General features: G+C 66.6%; 16 protein-coding genes. 7 read left to right on the top strand and 9 right to left on the bottom strand.

Features of this window, described 5'->3' with window-relative positions:
* Nucleotides 1–2: 2 nt before the first annotated feature.
* Nucleotides 3–872, top strand: coding sequence for a MurR/RpiR family transcriptional regulator (locus P5703_RS02750; protein WP_013983959.1), 870 nt, complete (start codon nucleotides 3–5; stop codon nucleotides 870–872).
* A 121-nt stretch (nucleotides 873–993) separates the two neighbouring features.
* Here the strand turns inward: P5703_RS02750 and P5703_RS02745 are convergent, their stop codons facing one another.
* The 4 genes from P5703_RS02745 to mdtD all read right to left on the bottom strand — a co-directional run bounded on the left by P5703_RS02745 (nucleotide 994) and on the right by mdtD (nucleotide 5783).
* The gene (locus P5703_RS02745) at nucleotides 994–1962 is read right to left on the bottom strand and encodes a glucokinase (protein ID WP_279641568.1); all 969 of its coding nucleotides are present in this window, start codon (nucleotides 1960–1962) and stop codon (nucleotides 994–996) included.
* Entirely contained in the window at nucleotides 1959–3785 is a 1827-nt protein-coding gene (gene edd, locus P5703_RS02740; RefSeq protein ID WP_020306020.1) for a phosphogluconate dehydratase, read from the bottom strand. Before edd ends, P5703_RS02745 begins: the two co-directional genes overlap by 4 nt.
* A 97-nt stretch (nucleotides 3786–3882) precedes the next feature.
* Nucleotides 3883–4143 carry a hypothetical protein gene (locus tag P5703_RS02735; protein ID WP_019407057.1) on the bottom strand — a complete coding sequence of 87 codons (261 nt, stop codon included), beginning with the start codon at nucleotides 4141–4143 and terminating at the stop codon, nucleotides 3883–3885.
* Nucleotides 4144–4355: 212 nt separating this feature from the next.
* The gene (gene mdtD / locus P5703_RS02730) at nucleotides 4356–5783 is read right to left on the bottom strand and encodes a multidrug transporter subunit MdtD (protein WP_125919274.1); all 1428 of its coding nucleotides are present in this window, start codon (nucleotides 5781–5783) and stop codon (nucleotides 4356–4358) included.
* Between the two features lie 285 nt (nucleotides 5784–6068).
* On the opposite strand from mdtD, the gene P5703_RS02725 reads away from it, so the two are divergent.
* The 4 genes from P5703_RS02725 to P5703_RS02710 are packed head-to-tail and all read left to right on the top strand — an operon-like array spanning nucleotide 6069 to nucleotide 9187.
* Nucleotides 6069–6602 (top strand): iron transporter, encoded by a 534-nt coding sequence (locus tag P5703_RS02725; RefSeq protein WP_014597663.1) that lies wholly within the window; start codon nucleotides 6069–6071, stop codon nucleotides 6600–6602.
* Nucleotides 6602–6940: a cupredoxin domain-containing protein gene (locus P5703_RS02720; protein ID WP_014597664.1), complete on the top strand. Its 339-nt coding sequence runs from the start codon at nucleotides 6602–6604 to the stop codon at nucleotides 6938–6940. The genes P5703_RS02725 and P5703_RS02720 overlap by 1 nt, the downstream gene beginning before the upstream one ends.
* Nucleotides 6941–6959: 19 nt before the next feature.
* Nucleotides 6960–7817 carry an FTR1 family iron permease gene (locus P5703_RS02715; protein ID WP_014597665.1) on the top strand — a complete coding sequence of 286 codons (858 nt, stop codon included), beginning with the start codon at nucleotides 6960–6962 and terminating at the stop codon, nucleotides 7815–7817.
* Nucleotides 7814–9187 (top strand): 4Fe-4S binding protein, encoded by a 1374-nt coding sequence (locus P5703_RS02710; RefSeq protein ID WP_014597666.1) that lies wholly within the window; start codon nucleotides 7814–7816, stop codon nucleotides 9185–9187. The genes P5703_RS02715 and P5703_RS02710 overlap by 4 nt, the downstream gene beginning before the upstream one ends.
* A gap of 97 nt (nucleotides 9188–9284) precedes the next feature.
* Here the strand turns inward: P5703_RS02710 and P5703_RS02705 are convergent, their stop codons facing one another.
* The 3 genes from P5703_RS02705 to P5703_RS02695 all read right to left on the bottom strand — a co-directional run bounded on the left by P5703_RS02705 (nucleotide 9285) and on the right by P5703_RS02695 (nucleotide 12223).
* A complete protein-coding gene (locus P5703_RS02705; protein WP_013983965.1) occupies nucleotides 9285–9980 on the bottom strand; it encodes an anaerobic ribonucleoside-triphosphate reductase activating protein in 696 nt (231 codons plus the stop codon).
* Complete coding sequence (nrdD, locus tag P5703_RS02700) at nucleotides 9977–10132, bottom strand: anaerobic ribonucleoside-triphosphate reductase (RefSeq protein ID WP_014597667.1); 156 nt, start codon at nucleotides 10130–10132, stop codon at nucleotides 9977–9979. Before nrdD ends, P5703_RS02705 begins: the two co-directional genes overlap by 4 nt.
* Nucleotides 10133–10204: 72 nt before the next feature.
* Nucleotides 10205–12223, bottom strand: a complete 2019-nt coding sequence (locus tag P5703_RS02695) for a ribonucleoside triphosphate reductase (protein WP_011914532.1) — start codon at nucleotides 12221–12223, stop codon at nucleotides 10205–10207.
* Between the two features lie 231 nt (nucleotides 12224–12454).
* On the opposite strand from P5703_RS02695, the gene P5703_RS02690 reads away from it, so the two are divergent.
* Entirely contained in the window at nucleotides 12455–13132 is a 678-nt protein-coding gene (locus tag P5703_RS02690; RefSeq protein ID WP_011914533.1) for a Crp/Fnr family transcriptional regulator, read from the top strand.
* A 48-nt stretch (nucleotides 13133–13180) separates the two neighbouring features.
* A complete protein-coding gene (locus P5703_RS02685) occupies nucleotides 13181–13564 on the top strand; it encodes a putative zinc-binding protein (RefSeq protein WP_013983966.1) in 384 nt (127 codons plus the stop codon).
* A 138-nt stretch (nucleotides 13565–13702) separates the two neighbouring features.
* On the opposite strand, the gene ubiT is transcribed toward P5703_RS02685, so the two are convergent.
* Entirely contained in the window at nucleotides 13703–14197 is a 495-nt protein-coding gene (gene ubiT / locus P5703_RS02680; protein WP_014597668.1) for a ubiquinone anaerobic biosynthesis accessory factor UbiT, read from the bottom strand.
* Complete coding sequence (locus tag P5703_RS02675) at nucleotides 14191–15081, bottom strand: U32 family peptidase (protein ID WP_011914535.1); 891 nt, start codon at nucleotides 15079–15081, stop codon at nucleotides 14191–14193. The genes ubiT and P5703_RS02675 overlap by 7 nt, the downstream gene beginning before the upstream one ends.
* Between the last annotated feature and the right edge of the window lie 3 nt (nucleotides 15082–15084).

Here is a 15084-nt window from a genome sequence, read left to right as displayed (position 1 = left end):
TCATGGACCGCGTACACAACCTGCTCGAGCAGATCCAGCGTCGCATCGAAGACCTCAACAAGGCCGAGCGCAAGGTGGCCGAAGTCATCCTGCGCAACCCTCAGCAGGCCACCCGCTTCAGCATCGCCGCCCTGGCGCAGACCGCACAGGTCAGCGAGCCGACGGTGAATCGCTTCTGCCGCTCGTTCGGCGTTAGCGGCTACCCGGAACTGAAGATGCAGCTGGCGCAGAGCCTGGCCAGCGGCGCCGCCTATGTCAGCCAGGCGGTAGAGCCCGACGACGGCCCGGCGGAATACACGCGCAAGATCTTCGGCTCGGCCATCGCCTCGCTGGACAGCGCCTGCCAGAGCCTCGACCCGCAACTGGTCAGCCGCGCCGTGGACCTGATGATCCAGGCCCGCCAGATCCACTTTTTCGGCCTCGGCGCCTCGGCCTCGGTGGCGCTGGATGCACAGCACAAGTTCTTCCGCTTCAACCTGGCGGTGACCGCCCATTCGGACGTGCTGATGCAGCGCATGCTGGCGTCGGTAGCGCACACGGGCGAGCTGTTCGTGATCATTTCCTACACCGGGCGTACCCGCGAGCTGGTGGAAGTGGCGCGCATCGCGCGCCAGAACGGCGCCTCGGTACTCGGCCTGACCGCCGCCGGCTCGCCGCTGGCCCAGGCCAGCACGCTGAGCCTGAACATTCCACTGCCCGAGGACACCGACATCTACATGCCGATGACCTCGCGCATCATCCAGCTGACGGTGCTCGACGTGCTCGCCACTGGCATGACCCTGCGCCGCGGCGTGGATTTCCAGCCGCACCTGCGCAAGGTGAAGGAAAGTCTCAACGCCAGCCGTTATCCGGCGGACGAGGAGCCGAGCTGACGCCGCCAGCCCGACCGCTCGGGCATCGGCAATCCCGCCATGATGCGGAGCACGCAGCCCCGGAAGGAACCACGCACCGCTCCATGATGTTGCTCCAACAACATCATGGATATCGGCCGCGCTAGCCAGGCACGCACGCCAGGGCCTGCTCCAGCGCCACTCCGGCACCTTCGAGCCCCGGATATTCCGCGGTCACCAGCCACACCGGCACGTCGGCGAGATAAGCGCTCATGCAGCCCTTGCTGGCAAAGCCACGGGCGAAGCCGCTGGCGGCGAAGAAATCGGCAAAGCGCGGCACCACACCACCGACGATATACACGCCCGCGCGCGCGCCCAGGGTCAGCACGTTGTTGCCAGCCACGCGACCGAGCCACACGCAGAACTGTTCCAGGGTCGCCGCTGCCAGCGTATCGCCGGCCAGCGCTGCCGCCGTGACCTCGGCCGGCGATGCCAGCCGCGGCGCCTGGTCGTGCAGCAGGCAGAGCGCGCGGTACAGCAGCAGCAGGCCGCCGCCACTGAGCACATCCTCGGCGCGCACATGGCCGAGTCCGGCGAACAGCTGCTGCCACAGCGCCGCCTCGTAGACATCCGCCAACGGCAGGTCGACATGCCCACCCTCTCCCGGCAGCGCCTGCCAGCCGCCGCCTGCCAGCGGCAGCAGCGTGGCCACGCCAAGCCCGGTGCCGGGCCCGATCACCAGCGCCGGCGCGCCCGTCTCCGCGACCCCATTGCAGATGATGCGCCGCTGCGCTTCGGCGACCCGGGTCATACCCAGCGCCATGGCCGCGAAGTCGTTGATCAGCAGCAGCTCGTCCAGCTGCAGGGCACCACAGAAATCCCTGCGCCCCAACCGCCAGTGGTTGTTGGTGAACACGAACTGCTCGCCCTTGACCGGCCCGGCACATGCCAGGCAGGCCGCACCGACGCTGCCCGGCGCAAGACCGAGCGACGCCAGGTAGTACTCGACCGCCAGCTCGGGCGTGGCGAAATCCGCCGTCGCCAGCACGCGCACCGCTTCCAGCCGGGCGTTACGCCAGAGCGCGAAGCGCGCGTTGGTCCCTCCGATGTCACCGACCAGCGCCAGCCTCATCGCAGCACCTCCAGCCCGGCGGTGAACACACTGGCACCCTGTTCCGCCGAACTGAACGCCGCCCGCATGAAGCCGAACAGCTCGCGGCCGCAACCCTGCACGCCCGTTGCCGGCGCCGCTGCCGGCAAGCGATCGGCCAGCTCGGCGGCATCCACCAGCACCTCGAGCACGCCGCCCTGGCCGTCTACGCGCAACAGATCGCCATCGCGCAGCCGCGCCAGCGGCCCGCCATCGATCGCCTCCGGGCATACATGGATCGCCGCCGGCACCTTGCCCGACGCGCCGGACATGCGCCCGTCGGTGACCAGCGCGACCTTGAAGCCGCGGTCCTGCAGCACGCCGAGATAAGGCGTCAGCTTGTGCAGCTCGGGCATGCCATTGGCGCGCGGTCCCTGGAATCGCACCACGGCGACGAAATCACGCTCCAGCTCGCCGGCCTTGAACGCCTCCACCAGCTCCAGCTGATCGGAGAAGATCCGCGCCGGCGCCTCGACCACGCGATGTTCCGGCGCCACGGCGGACACCTTCATCACCCCGCGCCCGAGGTTGCCGCTCATCAGCCGCAATCCGCCCTCGGCGGAGAACGGCCGCGCCACGGGGCGCAGGATGCTGTCGTCAAGGCTTTGCGCAGCCCCTTCACGCCAGGTCAGCCTGCCATCTTCGAGGAAGGGCTCCTGGGTATAGCGATGCAGGCCTCGCCCCATCACGGTATGCACATCGTCGTGCAGCAGGCCGGCGTCGAGCAGCTCGCGCACCAGCAACGCGACACCGCCAGCGGCATGGAAGTGATTGATGTCCGCCGAGCCGTTGGGATAGACGCGGGCCAGCGTCGGCACCACTTCGGAGAGGTCGGCCATGTCCTGCCAGGTCAGCTGAATGCCCGCCGCCTGGGCGATGGCCGGCATGTGCAGGGTGTGGTTGGTAGAGCCGCCGGTGGCATGCAGCGCAACCACGGCGTTGACCAGCACGCGCTCGTCGACCAGCTCGCCGAGGGGCGTGTGGCAGCCCCCCTGAGGCGTGAGCCGCGTGACCTGGCGCGCCGCCTCGATGGTCAGCGCATCGCGCAATGGCGTCCCGGGATTGACGAAGGACGAGCCCGGCAGGTGCAGGCCCATCACTTCCATCAGCATCTGATTGGTGTTGGCGGTGCCATAGAAGGTACAGGTGCCAGGGCTGTGATAGGCCTGCATCTCGGCAGCGAGCAGCTCGTCGCGGCCAGCCTTGCCTTCGGCGTAACGCTGGCGCACCGCGGCCTTGTCCTTGTTGGCCAGGCCGGAGGGCATCGGCCCGGCCGGCACGAACAGCGCCGGCAGATGACCGAAGCGCAGCGCACCGATCAGCAGGCCAGGCACGATCTTGTCGCAGATGCCGAGCAGCAGCGCGGCGTCGAACAGGTTGTGCGACAGCGCCACCGCCGTGCTCATGGCGATCACCTCGCGGCTGGCAATGGCCAGCTCCATGCCCGGCTCGCCCTGGGTAACGCCATCACACATCGCCGGCACGCCGCCGGCCACCTGACCCACCGAGCCGATCTCGCGCAGCGCCTGGCGCAGGCGCTCCGGGTAGTCCTCGTAGGGCTGGTGCGCCGAAAGCATGTCGTTGTAGGCGGTGACGATGGCCACGTTGGCCGCATCAGGCAGCCGCAGGCGCTGCTTGTCCTTCGCGCCACAGCCGGCGACACCATGGGCGAAGTTGGCGCACTGCGCCGCGTTGCGGGCCGGCCCGGCGCTCGCGGCGGCGCGAATCATGGCGAGATAGGCCTCGCGCGTCGGACGGCTGCGCTCGATCAGGCGCTCGGTGACTTCGACGACCCGGGGATGCATGAAACCTCCAAGATTGTAGTTTTTATAACAAACAGGAGCGCATCATAGCCGTACACATCAAGCTTTCGAAGCAATATGTTCGTACTAACAACAAATTTCAGTGCCGCAGCAGCTCGATTTGCCGACGCAACTGGGCGACGTGGGCTTTTTCCGCGCGCAACCCCGATGTCAGCTCGGCCTTGTCCTTCTCCAGCCGCACGATCACCTGCCCGAGGCCGTCGAGCAGTTCACGCAACACCGTGAGCTCGCAGCGCTGGCTCCTGCGTTCCAGCCACAGCAGCCATAGCAAAACCAGCAGCACCATCACGCTGCACAGCGACCCTCCGATCAGCAGCCAGGCCAGGCTCAACCCATTCATTCCTTCGCTCCTTCCATAACGGCAGAATGCCAGTCCAGAGCCGCGACGATATGTAGCCTTATACGACAGGTCGATAATGTTTACTTGAACAGGTAAACAAATGCAGCGGGTTCGCGGTGGCGCAATAGCCATCGCGATCAAGTCTGCGGGGAGCGCTACGCAGGGCGGCTGAGCGACCTGTCGACAAAGCTTACAGGTCGCAAGCAGCCGCCCTATTCGGCCACGTCAACCGCGCGCCGGGAGTCATCGCCGTGACCAGGGTCGCGGGGCTCCAGCTGCAGAAACAGCGCGGCCGCGAGCATGGCCATGGCACCCACGCAGAGGAAGGTCAGCTGGAAAGCGTGCAGCACCTCGCTGCCCGCCGCACCCTCCACGGTGAAGCCACCGAGCAGCGCGCCGGCGGTGGCGACACCAAGGCTCATCGACAGCTGCACCACCACCGACAGCAGGCTGTTGCCGCTGCTGGCATCGGCATGGCTGAGGCCGATCAGGGTGACCGTGTTCATCGCGGTGAACTGCATGGAGTTGACCATGCCGATCAGCCCGAGATGCACCAGCAGCAGCCAGGTCGGCGTCTGCGTGCCGATGGTCGCCAGGCTGGCGATCAGGCCGCCGAGCAGCAAGGTGTTGCCGATCAGCAGGCGGCGATAGCCGAGGCGGTCGATGATCGGCTTGGCCAGGGATTTCACCGCCATCGCGCCGAGCGCAAGCGGGATCATGCTCATGCCCGCCTGCGCCGGCGAATAGCCCAACGCCACCTGCAGCAGCAGCGGCACCAGGAACGGCAGAGCGCCGCCGCCCAGGCGCGCGAACAGGTTGCCGAAGATGCCGACCGCGAAGCTGCGGGTATGGAACAGCTTGGGGCTGAACAGTGGCGCCTCGATGCGCCCGGCACGCAGCCAGTAGGCAGCCATGCAGGCGGCACCGCCGAACAGCAGTAACGTCACCCGCGCATGCGGCATGTGCATCTCACCGAGCCCTTCCAGGGCAATGGTGATCAGCACCATCGCGACACCGAACAGCACGAAACCCAGGGTATCGAAACGCACCCGCTCCGGCCCCTTGAGGTCCGGCATGAAGCGCAACGCGGCAATACAACCGATCACACCCACCGGAAGATTGATCAGGAAGATCCAGTGCCAGGAGGCGTACTCCACCAGCCAGCCGCCCAGGGTCGGACCGAGCAACGGCCCGACCAGCCCCGGCAACGCGATGAAGGCCATGATCCGTACGAAGTCGCTGCGCGGAAAGGCGCGCAGCACAACCAGCCGCCCCACCGGCAGCATCAGCGCGCCGCCCAGCGCCTGCAGCACGCGGGATGCGACGAGCTGGTTGAAGCTGGTGGACAGCGCGCAGAGCAGCGAACCCAGGGAGAACAGCACGATGGCTGCGACAAAGATCCGCCGACTGCCGAAGCGATCGGCAATCCAGCCCGATGCCGGAATCAACAACGCCACCGTAAGCATGTAGGCGATCACCACACCCTGCATGCGCAGCGGGTTCTCGGCCAGGTCGCGGGCCATGGCCGGCAGCGCGGTATTGAGAATGGTGCCGTCCAGCGTCTGCATGAAGAAGGCGATGGCCACCAGCCACGGCAGGATTCGCGCGGTGCGGGCATCGAGAGCTACGGGCGGTTGCATGAAGTCCCCGGAAACGAAAGGTGCCCCATCTTAGAGGATTCCCCCGGCGACGGTTCGCGCCGCCAGGGCTTCGACACGGCAGGGACCAGTGCTACGACGCCCCTGTGACGACCGGTCGCAGCAGTCCGCCGACGCCCACGGAGAGCGGTCTGCAACTGCATACGGGCTTGCATACGACCACCGGCAACAAAATATTTCTTGGGAAATTGACGCGAATCATTATCATTCGGAAGCGCAGATGCAATCTTCACTCCGTCCTATTCTGCTTTTCCGGAGGCTTCCCCAATGCGCATCCCCGCCACACTCGCCATCACGTCCCTGCTGCTCACCCCGCTCGCCCAGGCGAAGGAATACCCCATCGGCGAACCGCAGCACTGCGGTGGCATGGAGGTCGGCGCGGTGTACCTGCAGCCGGTCGATATGGACCCGCCGGGCATGATGCGCGCCGCCGCCGAGTCCGACGTGCATCTCGAGGCCGACATCAGCGCCACCGAGGACAACCGCAACGGCTGGCAGGAAGGCAGCTTCGTGCCCTACCTGAGCATCCACTACACGCTGCGCAAGAAGGGTTCCGACGAGGTCGTCGAAGGCGACTTCCACCCGATGGTCGCCAACGACGGGCCGCACTACGGTGACAACGTCAAGCTGCTCGGCCCCGGCAAGTACCAGCTGACCTACAAGATCCTGCCGCCAGGCTCGGGGCACAACATGTTCGGTCGCCACACCGACAAGGAAACCGGCGTCGCCCCCTGGTTCGAAGGCTGCGAGCTGAACTACGAGTTCACCTACGCCGGCATCGGCAAGAAAGGGGGCTACTGATGGGCCGCGCCGGGCGTTCGCTGCTCGGCGTGCTGCCCCTGCTGGCCGGGCTTGCGGGCCCGGTGCACGCCGCGCTGCCGACCTACGAGCTGACCATCCGTGACGGCCACTTCGAGCCGGCAACCATCGAAGTCCCGGCCCGTCAGCGCTTCAAGATCATCGTGCACAACGCCGGCAGCGGACCGACCGAGTTCGAGAGCACACCGTTGCGCGTCGAGAAGGTGCTGTCACCGGGTGTGACCTCCTTCGTCGTGATCCATCCGTTGAAGCCGGGCCGCTACCCGTTCTTCGACGAATTCCATATGGATCTTCCCGAAGGCGAGATCATCGCCAAGTAGTTTTTCCGAGGAGAACCCCATGGGCCAATCCATGTTCATCGTCTGGCGCGAAAGCGTCGAGGCCCTGCTGGTCATCGGCATCCTGCATGCCTGGCTGCGTCAGCAACCGGGTGCCGGCAACGCCCTGCGCATGCTCTGGGCCGGCGTCGCCGCCGGGCTCGGCCTGGCCGGCGCGCTGGGCTGGGGCGTGCTGCAGGCCGGAGACTGGCTGGCCGGCAGCGGTGGCGAATGGTTCCAGTGCGCGATGCTGCTGGTAGCCAGCCTGCTGATCCTGCACATGGTCGGCTGGATGCACCAGCACGGCCGGACCCTGAAGACCAGCCTGCAGAACAGCGCGGCGGACAAGCTCAGCCAGGGCAGCGGCTTCGGCCTGCTGGTGCTGGCCATGCTCGCCGTCGGGCGCGAAGGCAGCGAGACGGTGGTGTTCCTCTACGGCATCGGCAACCAGCAGCAGGGCCAGGAACTCACCGGCTTCGTCATCGGCGGAGTTCTGGGCTTTGTCCTCGCCCTGCTCAGCTATGCCGCGCTGCAGGCTGGCAGCCGTTACTTCAGCTGGCGGCGTTTCTTCCAGGTCAGCGAGGTGATGTTGCTGCTGCTCGGTGGCGCCCTGCTGATGGCCGCGCTGGATCGCTTCAGCGGCCAGCTGATGGGCATGGATGTACCGGAAGTGTTCTATACGGTGTTCGGCGATCCGCTCTGGGACACCTCCGCCCTGCTGGATGACGGCAGCGCCCTCGGTGGCACCCTGGCCGGCCTCACCGGGTACCGCGCCATGCCGTCACTGGCCGCGGTGGTGACACTCGCCTTGTACTGGCTCGCCGCATGGGCCTGGCTCAAACCCCGGGCCCAGGTGCAGCTCGCTGCGAGGCCGGCGTGATCATCCAGGCGCCGTGGCTGGCGCGACTCGGTGATCTGCTGCGCCAGCATGCGAAGGCCATCCGCACGCTGCAGTGGCTGGTGGTGGGCTTCTACCTGACGCTGCTGGTGATTCCCGCCTTTCTCGACCTGCCGCCGGCCCAGGCCGGCATGCTCGACAACCTGACGGTGCTGGCGCAGTTCATCTTCTGGGGGCTGTGGTGGCCCTTCGTGCTGCTGTCGATGATCTTCTTCGGCCGCCTGTGGTGCGGCGTACTCTGCCCCGAGGGCTCACTCAGCGAGTGGATCAGCTGGCGTGGGCTGAACAAGCGCACGCCGCGCTGGGTGCGCTGGAGCGGCTGGCCGACCATTGCCTTCATCCTCACCACCGTCTATGGCCAGCTGATCAGCGTCTACGACTACGCTCAGGCGGCGCTGCTGATTCTCGGCGGCTCCACCGTCGCGGCGATGCTGGTGGGCTTTCTCTACGGCCGCGGCAAGCGCGTCTGGTGCCGCCATCTGTGCCCGGTCAGCGGCGTGTTCGCCCTGCTCGCCCGGCTGGCGCCGGTGCACTACAAGGTCGATGAGCAGCGCTGGCTGGAAAACCGCGAACCGCACCTGCCGACGCCCAACTGTGCGCCGTTGATCGACATTCGCCGCATGCAGGGCAACGCCGACTGCCATGCCTGCGGCCGCTGCAGCGGACAGCGCGGCGCAGTACAGCTGAGCGCCCGCTCGCCGAACGCGGAAATCCTCATCGTCGGCGGCCAGCGGCAAGGCGAGCATTGGGACAGCACCCTGCTGCTGTTCGGCATGATCGGCCTGGCCATGGGCGCGTTCCAGTGGACGGTCAGCCCCTGGTTCATCGCCCTCAAGCAGGCCGCGGCGGAATGGCTGGTGGATCGCGATATCTTCTGGCCGCTGGAAGCCAACGCGCCCTGGTGGCTGCTGACCCACTATCCGCAGGCCAACGATGCTTTCACCTGGCTCGATGGTGCGGCGATCCTGACCTATATCTTTGGCGCCTCATTGCTCGTCGGTGGCGCGCTGTGGCTACTGCTACGCGCCGCCGTGCGGGTGATGCGCCGTGGCGACAATGTGTTCCAGCACCTGGCGCTGGCGCTGGTGCCGCTGGGCGGTGCCGGCTTGTTCCTCGGCCTTTCCGCCACCACGGTGAAGCTGCTGCGCTACGAGGGCTTTCTGCTGGCCTGGGCACAACCGGCTCGGGCCGCGCTGCTGATCGGCGCCATCGCGTGGAGTCTGTATCTGGCCTGGAACGTCATCAGCCGCCACGGCGGCAACGGCCTGCGCCGGTTGCTGGCGTTCGCCTGCGTCAACGCCGGCTGCGCGCTGGTGGGCTATGGCTGGTGGTTGCAGTTCTGGGGTTGGTGAGCCGCCTGCTCATTGTGGGCTCAAGCCCACCCGCGCTCCCCTTCTTCACATCAGCAAGCCCGGCCCCGGGGCCGGGGACTGCAGGGAGCGCCTGCGACTAACCGCGCAACACGAAGGACGGGAACAGCCGATCCAGGCGTTCCCACAGCCGCTGCTGGTCGTAAGGTGCGCGGCTCTCGGCAAGGTTGTCGTCGAGCATGCGCGCGGTGCGCACGCATTGCACGGCGAAGCGTTCGACACCCAGACGGCGCAGGCGCTGGGCCATGTCCCACAGGCTGTCGGCATCGAACAGCTGCCAGTGCACGGTGGTCCTGCATTCATGCTCGACACCGCTTTCCAGCAGGTGTTCGAGGCTCCTCCAGTTGGCCTTGCCGCTGCCGTCCACGCCGGTGATCGCCGTGCTCTGCTCGGGCAGCGCCTTGACGTCGAAACCGACCCAGTCCACCAGCGGCAGGATACCGGCGAACAGCTTCGGCTTGATGCCGGCGCTGTGCAGGCCGACCTTGTAGCCCAGCGCCCGCACTTGGGCGATGGCCTCCGGCAGCGCGGTCTGCAGGGTTGGCTCGCCGCCGCTGAACACCACCGCCTCGAGCAGGCCGACGCGTTGCTCGAGGAACGCCAGAATCTCCGACCAGGGCCTTTCTTCGTTGCCACAGGCGGGAATCAGCTGCGGGTTGTGGCAATAGCGACAGCGCCAGCCGCAGCCTTGGCAAAAAAGCACGCAGGCCAGATGGTCGGGAAAATCCAGTGTGGTCAGGGGGACCAGCCCCCCGACGCGAAGTGCTGCGGTCACCGCGCCGCCGCTTCAGTGAAGTGCAAGCGCTCGCGATGCTCGGACTGCTTGCCCGGATTGAACGCGGCGACCGGGCGGTGATAGCCCATCACGCGGGTCCAGACTTCGCAACGCTGGCGCTGGTCCCGGGGCAGTTGGTTGGCTTGGGTCATGCTGATGCTCCTTTGCGGGGGGTGAGTATGCGGCGCCGCACCTCATGGCGCGGCGTGACATGGGATCGCAGATCAGACGGCCAGGGCCGCTTCGGCCTGCTGCTTGTGCAGCAGCGCCTCGTCGCATTTCGGGCAGAACTCGTGCTCGCCGGCGAGATAGCCGTGCACCGGACAGATCGAGAAGGTCGGCGTCACCGTCAGGTAGGGCAGGCGGAAGCGCGACAGCGCATTGCGTACCAGCTTCTTGCAGGCCTCGGCCGAGGAAATCTGCTCAGCCATGTACAGGTGCAGCACGGTGCCGCCGGTGTACTTGCACTGCAGTTCGTCCTGCAATGCCAGCGCCTCGAAGGGATCGTCAGTGAAACCCACCGGCAGCTGCGACGAGTTGGTGTAGTACGGCGCCTCGGCCGTACCCGCCTGGAGGATGTCCGGGAAACGCTTGCGGTCTTCTTTGGCGAAGCGATAGGTGGTGCCCTCCGCCGGCGTCGCCTCTAGGTTGTAGAGGTGCCCGGTGTCTTCCTGAAACTGCACCAGCCGCGCCCGCACGTGGTCGAGCACCTCAAGCGCCAGGGCGCGACCGGCTTCGCTGTGCAGCCCCTCGGCGTCATCGGTGAAGTTGCGCAGCATCTCGTGCAGGCCGTTCACGCCGATGGTGGAGAAGTGATTGCGCAGGGTGCCGAGGTAACGCTTGGTGTAGGGGTAGAGCCCGGCATCCATATGCTGCTGGATGACCTTGCGCTTGACCTCCAGGCTCTGCCGCGCCATCTCCAGCAGGCGATCCAGCTGCGCCAGCAGGGCCGCCTTGTCGCCTCGGTAGAGGTAACCCAGCCGCGCACAGTTGATCGTCACCACGCCCAGCGAACCGGTTTGCTCGGCCGAGCCGAACAATCCGCCGCCACGCTTGAGCAGCTCGCGCACGTCCAGCTGCAGGCGGCAGCACATGGAACGCACCTGGTTGGGCTGCATGTCCGAGTTGAGGAAGTTCTGGAAGTACGGCAGCCCGTAGCGCGCGGTCATCTCGAACAGGCGCTCGGCGTTGTCGCTGTCCCAGGGGAAGTCGTGGGTGATGTTGTAGGTCGGGATCGGGAAGGTGAACACCCGGCCGAGGCCGTCGCCGGCCTGCATGACTTCGATGTAGGCGCGGTTGATCAGCTCCATCTCGGCCTGCAGCTCGCCGTAGGCGAAGGGCATTTCCTCGCCGCCGATGTAGGGGATCTGCTCGCGCAGGTCTTCCGGGCAAACCCAGTCGAAGGTCAGGTTGGTGAACGGCGTTTGCGTGCCCCAGCGCGACGGCACGTTGAGGTTGTAGATGAACTCCTGGATCGCCTGGCGCACCTCGTCGTAACCGAGCCGGTCCTTGCGCACGAAGGGCGCGAGGTAAGTATCGAAGCTGCTGAACGCCTGGGCGCCGGCCCACTCGTTCTGCAGCGTGCCGAGGAAGTTGACCATCTGCCCCAGGGCGCTGGACAGGTGCTTCGGCGGGCCCGCCTCGACTCGCCCGGGAATGCCGTTGAAACCCTCGTTCAACAGCGTGCGCAGCGACCAGCCGGCGCAGTAGCCGGCGAGCATGTCCAGGTCGTGGATATGCAGATCGCCTTCGCGGTGCGCCGTACCGATCTCCGGGCTGTAGACCTCGTCCAGCCAGTAGTTGGCGGTGACCTTGCCCGACACGTTGAGGATCAACCCACCCAGTGAATAGCCCTGGTTGGCGTTGGCCCGTACGCGCCAATCCTCACGCGAGAGGTATTCGTTCATCGAGGCCGCGACATCCACCACTGCCTTGCGATCACGCCGCAGGCGGGCGTGCCGCTCGCGGTAGACGATGTAGGCACGCGCCGTGTCGAAGTGGCCGGCGGCCATCAGCGCACGCTCGACAGCATCCTGCACCTGCTCGACTTCCACTGCCGTGCGGCGGGCCAGTTGCAGCCGCACCGCCTCGGCCAGGGCCTGTGCGACCGCTGCATCGAATTCACCCGTGGCCGCCCCGGCCGCCGCAATGGCGCGCTCGATCTTGGCCAACTCGAACGCCGCCAAGCGGCCATCGCGCTTGCGCAGCGAGACCGGTTGGTTCACCTCTGCCTGTCTGGGCATTCCCGCCTCCATAACCATATGTAGTGTTCTTTTTTCAGCAAACCACAATATGGTGTGACTTTAGCGGTGGAAATCCATTGTCGAATTGACCATCGTCAAGCCCGAGCGGCTGGCTGGCGAACGGCATCGACCCTGCGTGACGCGCAGACTTGTCCCTGATCAAGGAACCTCCCGCGGCGGCGCTCCTAGGATGCAGCCAGATAAGACCCGGCCCAGCCCGGGGGAGGAACCATGCTCACCGAAAAGACCCTGGTAGCGGAGCTACGCCGCCATCATCTGTTCAGCCGGCTGCCGGACGCCGCGCTGCAGGAGGTATGCGCTTCGGCCAACCTCAAGCGCCTGCCGGCCGGAGCCTCGCTGTTTCACCAGGGCGACAAGGCCGACCGTTTCTATTTCCTCTTCAGTGGCCAGATCAAGCTGCATCGGGTGGTCTGCGACGGTCAGGAGAAGCTGGTGGAAGTGATGCGCGCCGGTGAGTCGTTCGCCGAGGCACTGCTGTTCAAGGGCACGCCCTGCTATCCGGTCAGCGCCACCGCCCTCAAGGCCAGCCTGGTGGCAAGCCTGAACGGGCCCCACTACCGACGCATCCTCGAACAGCAGCCGGACATCTGCCTGGACATCCTCGCCACCCTCAGCATCCGTCTGCACCAGCGCATGACCGAGATCGACACCCTGACCCTGGCCAACGCCAGCCATCGGGTGGTGCGCTTTCTCGCGCAGTCGCAGCAGGACGACAGCGGCGTGGTGGTGCTCGATGTGCCGAAACGGCTGATCGCTTCGAAGCTGGGCATCCAGCCGGAAACCTTCTCGCGCATCCTGCATCGACTGATCGACGCCGGAACCATTTCCGTACAGCGTCGGCGCATCGAGATCCTCGACAACCGCAAGCTGGCCGCCTATGACGAATGACCCGCGGCATGTCCGCCCGCCAACCCACCCCACTGCCGGGAGCGCGCGATGACCGTCACCCCCATCCCCCTGGTCTATTCCTGTTCCGGCTGCTCGAACGTCGCCCAGCTGGCCAACACCCTGGCCGTGCGCCTCGACCGCGCCGGGCTCGCGGAAATGTCCTGCATCGCCGGCGTCGGCGGCCGCGTCGCGGCGCTGGTGAAGAAGGCCAACTCCGGGCGACCGATCCTGGCCATCGACGGCTGCCCGATGCACTGCGCCCGCGCCTGCCTGGCACAGCACGGCGTGATGCCCGACGTGCACATCACCCTCAGCAGCTACGGCCTGCGCAAGCGGTATCGGGAGGACTGCAGCGAGGAAGAGATCGCGGCGCTGTTCGAGGACATGAAACAGATCATCGCCAGCGACCGCATGCAGATGCGCGCCGTGTGACATCTGCCGAAGCTGACGCTGGCCCGATCAATCCGGGCCGCGCAACGAGATCACGGTTTGCAGGTGGGCCGACGCCACCGTTCGTGCCAACGAGCAGAAGCGCCTGTGATTCGCAGCGCTCCGGCTTGGGTGCCTCGATCAGGCGTTTGCCGCCTGCGCCCGATTGGCCGCGGCCACCTCCTCTCCCGCGCCCTGCAGCAGCTTCCACAGCCAGCTCGGCAGGGTGTCCGGGTCGAGGCTGTCGATCAGGTTCTTGATCGCCAGGCCCAGCTCGGTATCCCCTTCGATGACCAACCGGCGGCGGAAGAACAGGGTGTCCGGGTCTTCCTGACGGCTGGCCAGCAAGAGGAACTCGCGCCAGTTGCCGCGGATGGTCACCTCGACCGGCGCCTGCGCCGCGATGCGCAGCTTGCCGCGCTCGCAGGTCAGGCACCAGGCGAGCCCCAGATCGGCAACCTCGAGCTTCATCCAATGGCCATCAAGCACATCGAAGGCCCCGTCGTTCAAAGCCTCGGCGAATACCTGATTCAGGCTGCGCTCCAGCGCCAGGCGCTGGAGCAGGAATGGCGTTTTCGCCGCCAGTGGCAACAGACGGCCGCCGAGATTCACCAGATGGGCACGCGGATTCAGCATAAACCGGCCTCCTCGGCACGCAGCATGCCCGGCTGGCCATGCCAATAACCATTGCAACCATCCACCGCCAGGGGCGGCAGCGCGCCCTTGCGCACCGCGTCGAAGGCGCCGATCACCTCCTCCATGCCGGCGGCCCGCGGGCTCAGGCGCAGCAGGTCGGCGCCGCTGTCCACCAGCCCCTGATAGTCGGCGAGCAGGTTGCTGACCGAAGCGGACATGGTCTGGATGCCATTGATGGTGAACAGCGCCTCGCCTTCCTGGCTGAGCAGCGGGATGCCCTCGGGGTAGTTCTGGCAGCAGAACTGGCAATCGTCCTTGGGCCGGTTCTCGGCTCGCGCGGTGAAGCAGCGCGCCGAATAGGCCAGTGGCAAGTGCCCGTAGGCGAAGATTTCGATTTCCGGCAGCGCCACGCCCAGTTCCTGCAGTTGCGCGCGGGCGCTCTTGATCAGCTTGCCGGAGGCTTCCACCGGCGGCACCCAGCGGCTCATGCCGCTGGCCACCAGCTCGGCCAGGGCGTGGCCGTTGTAGAGGTTGAGCGCCGGGCCGCCGACGAAGGGCAGCTTGCGCTCGGACATCAGCTGCACTGCGCCCATGTCGTTGGCCTCCACCAGCAGCTCGCCGTTGTCGCACAGGCGGCGCAGGCTGGACAGCTCGGAGGCGGCCTCGACCAGCGTCAGACCGGACAGGACCAGTTGCGCCGACGAGGCTTCGGCCAGGTCGCGGGCCAGCCCCAGCCAGTCGTCGAGCATCATGGCGCGGCGCTTGGAGCACACCGTTTCGCCGAGGTAGATCACGTCCAGTGGCTGTTCCGCCATGTTCGCGTAGAAATCCAGTGTCTGCTGGCGATCCCAGTAGAACAGCACCGGGCCGAGAGAGAGTTTCATGCG

This window comes from Stutzerimonas sp. FeSN7 (assembly GCF_030263795.1).
Classification (GTDB): domain Bacteria; phylum Pseudomonadota; class Gammaproteobacteria; order Pseudomonadales; family Pseudomonadaceae; genus Stutzerimonas; species Stutzerimonas stutzeri.
Note: the sequence above shows the minus strand (reverse complement) of the source record. Positions and strands in the feature narration are given on the sequence as shown.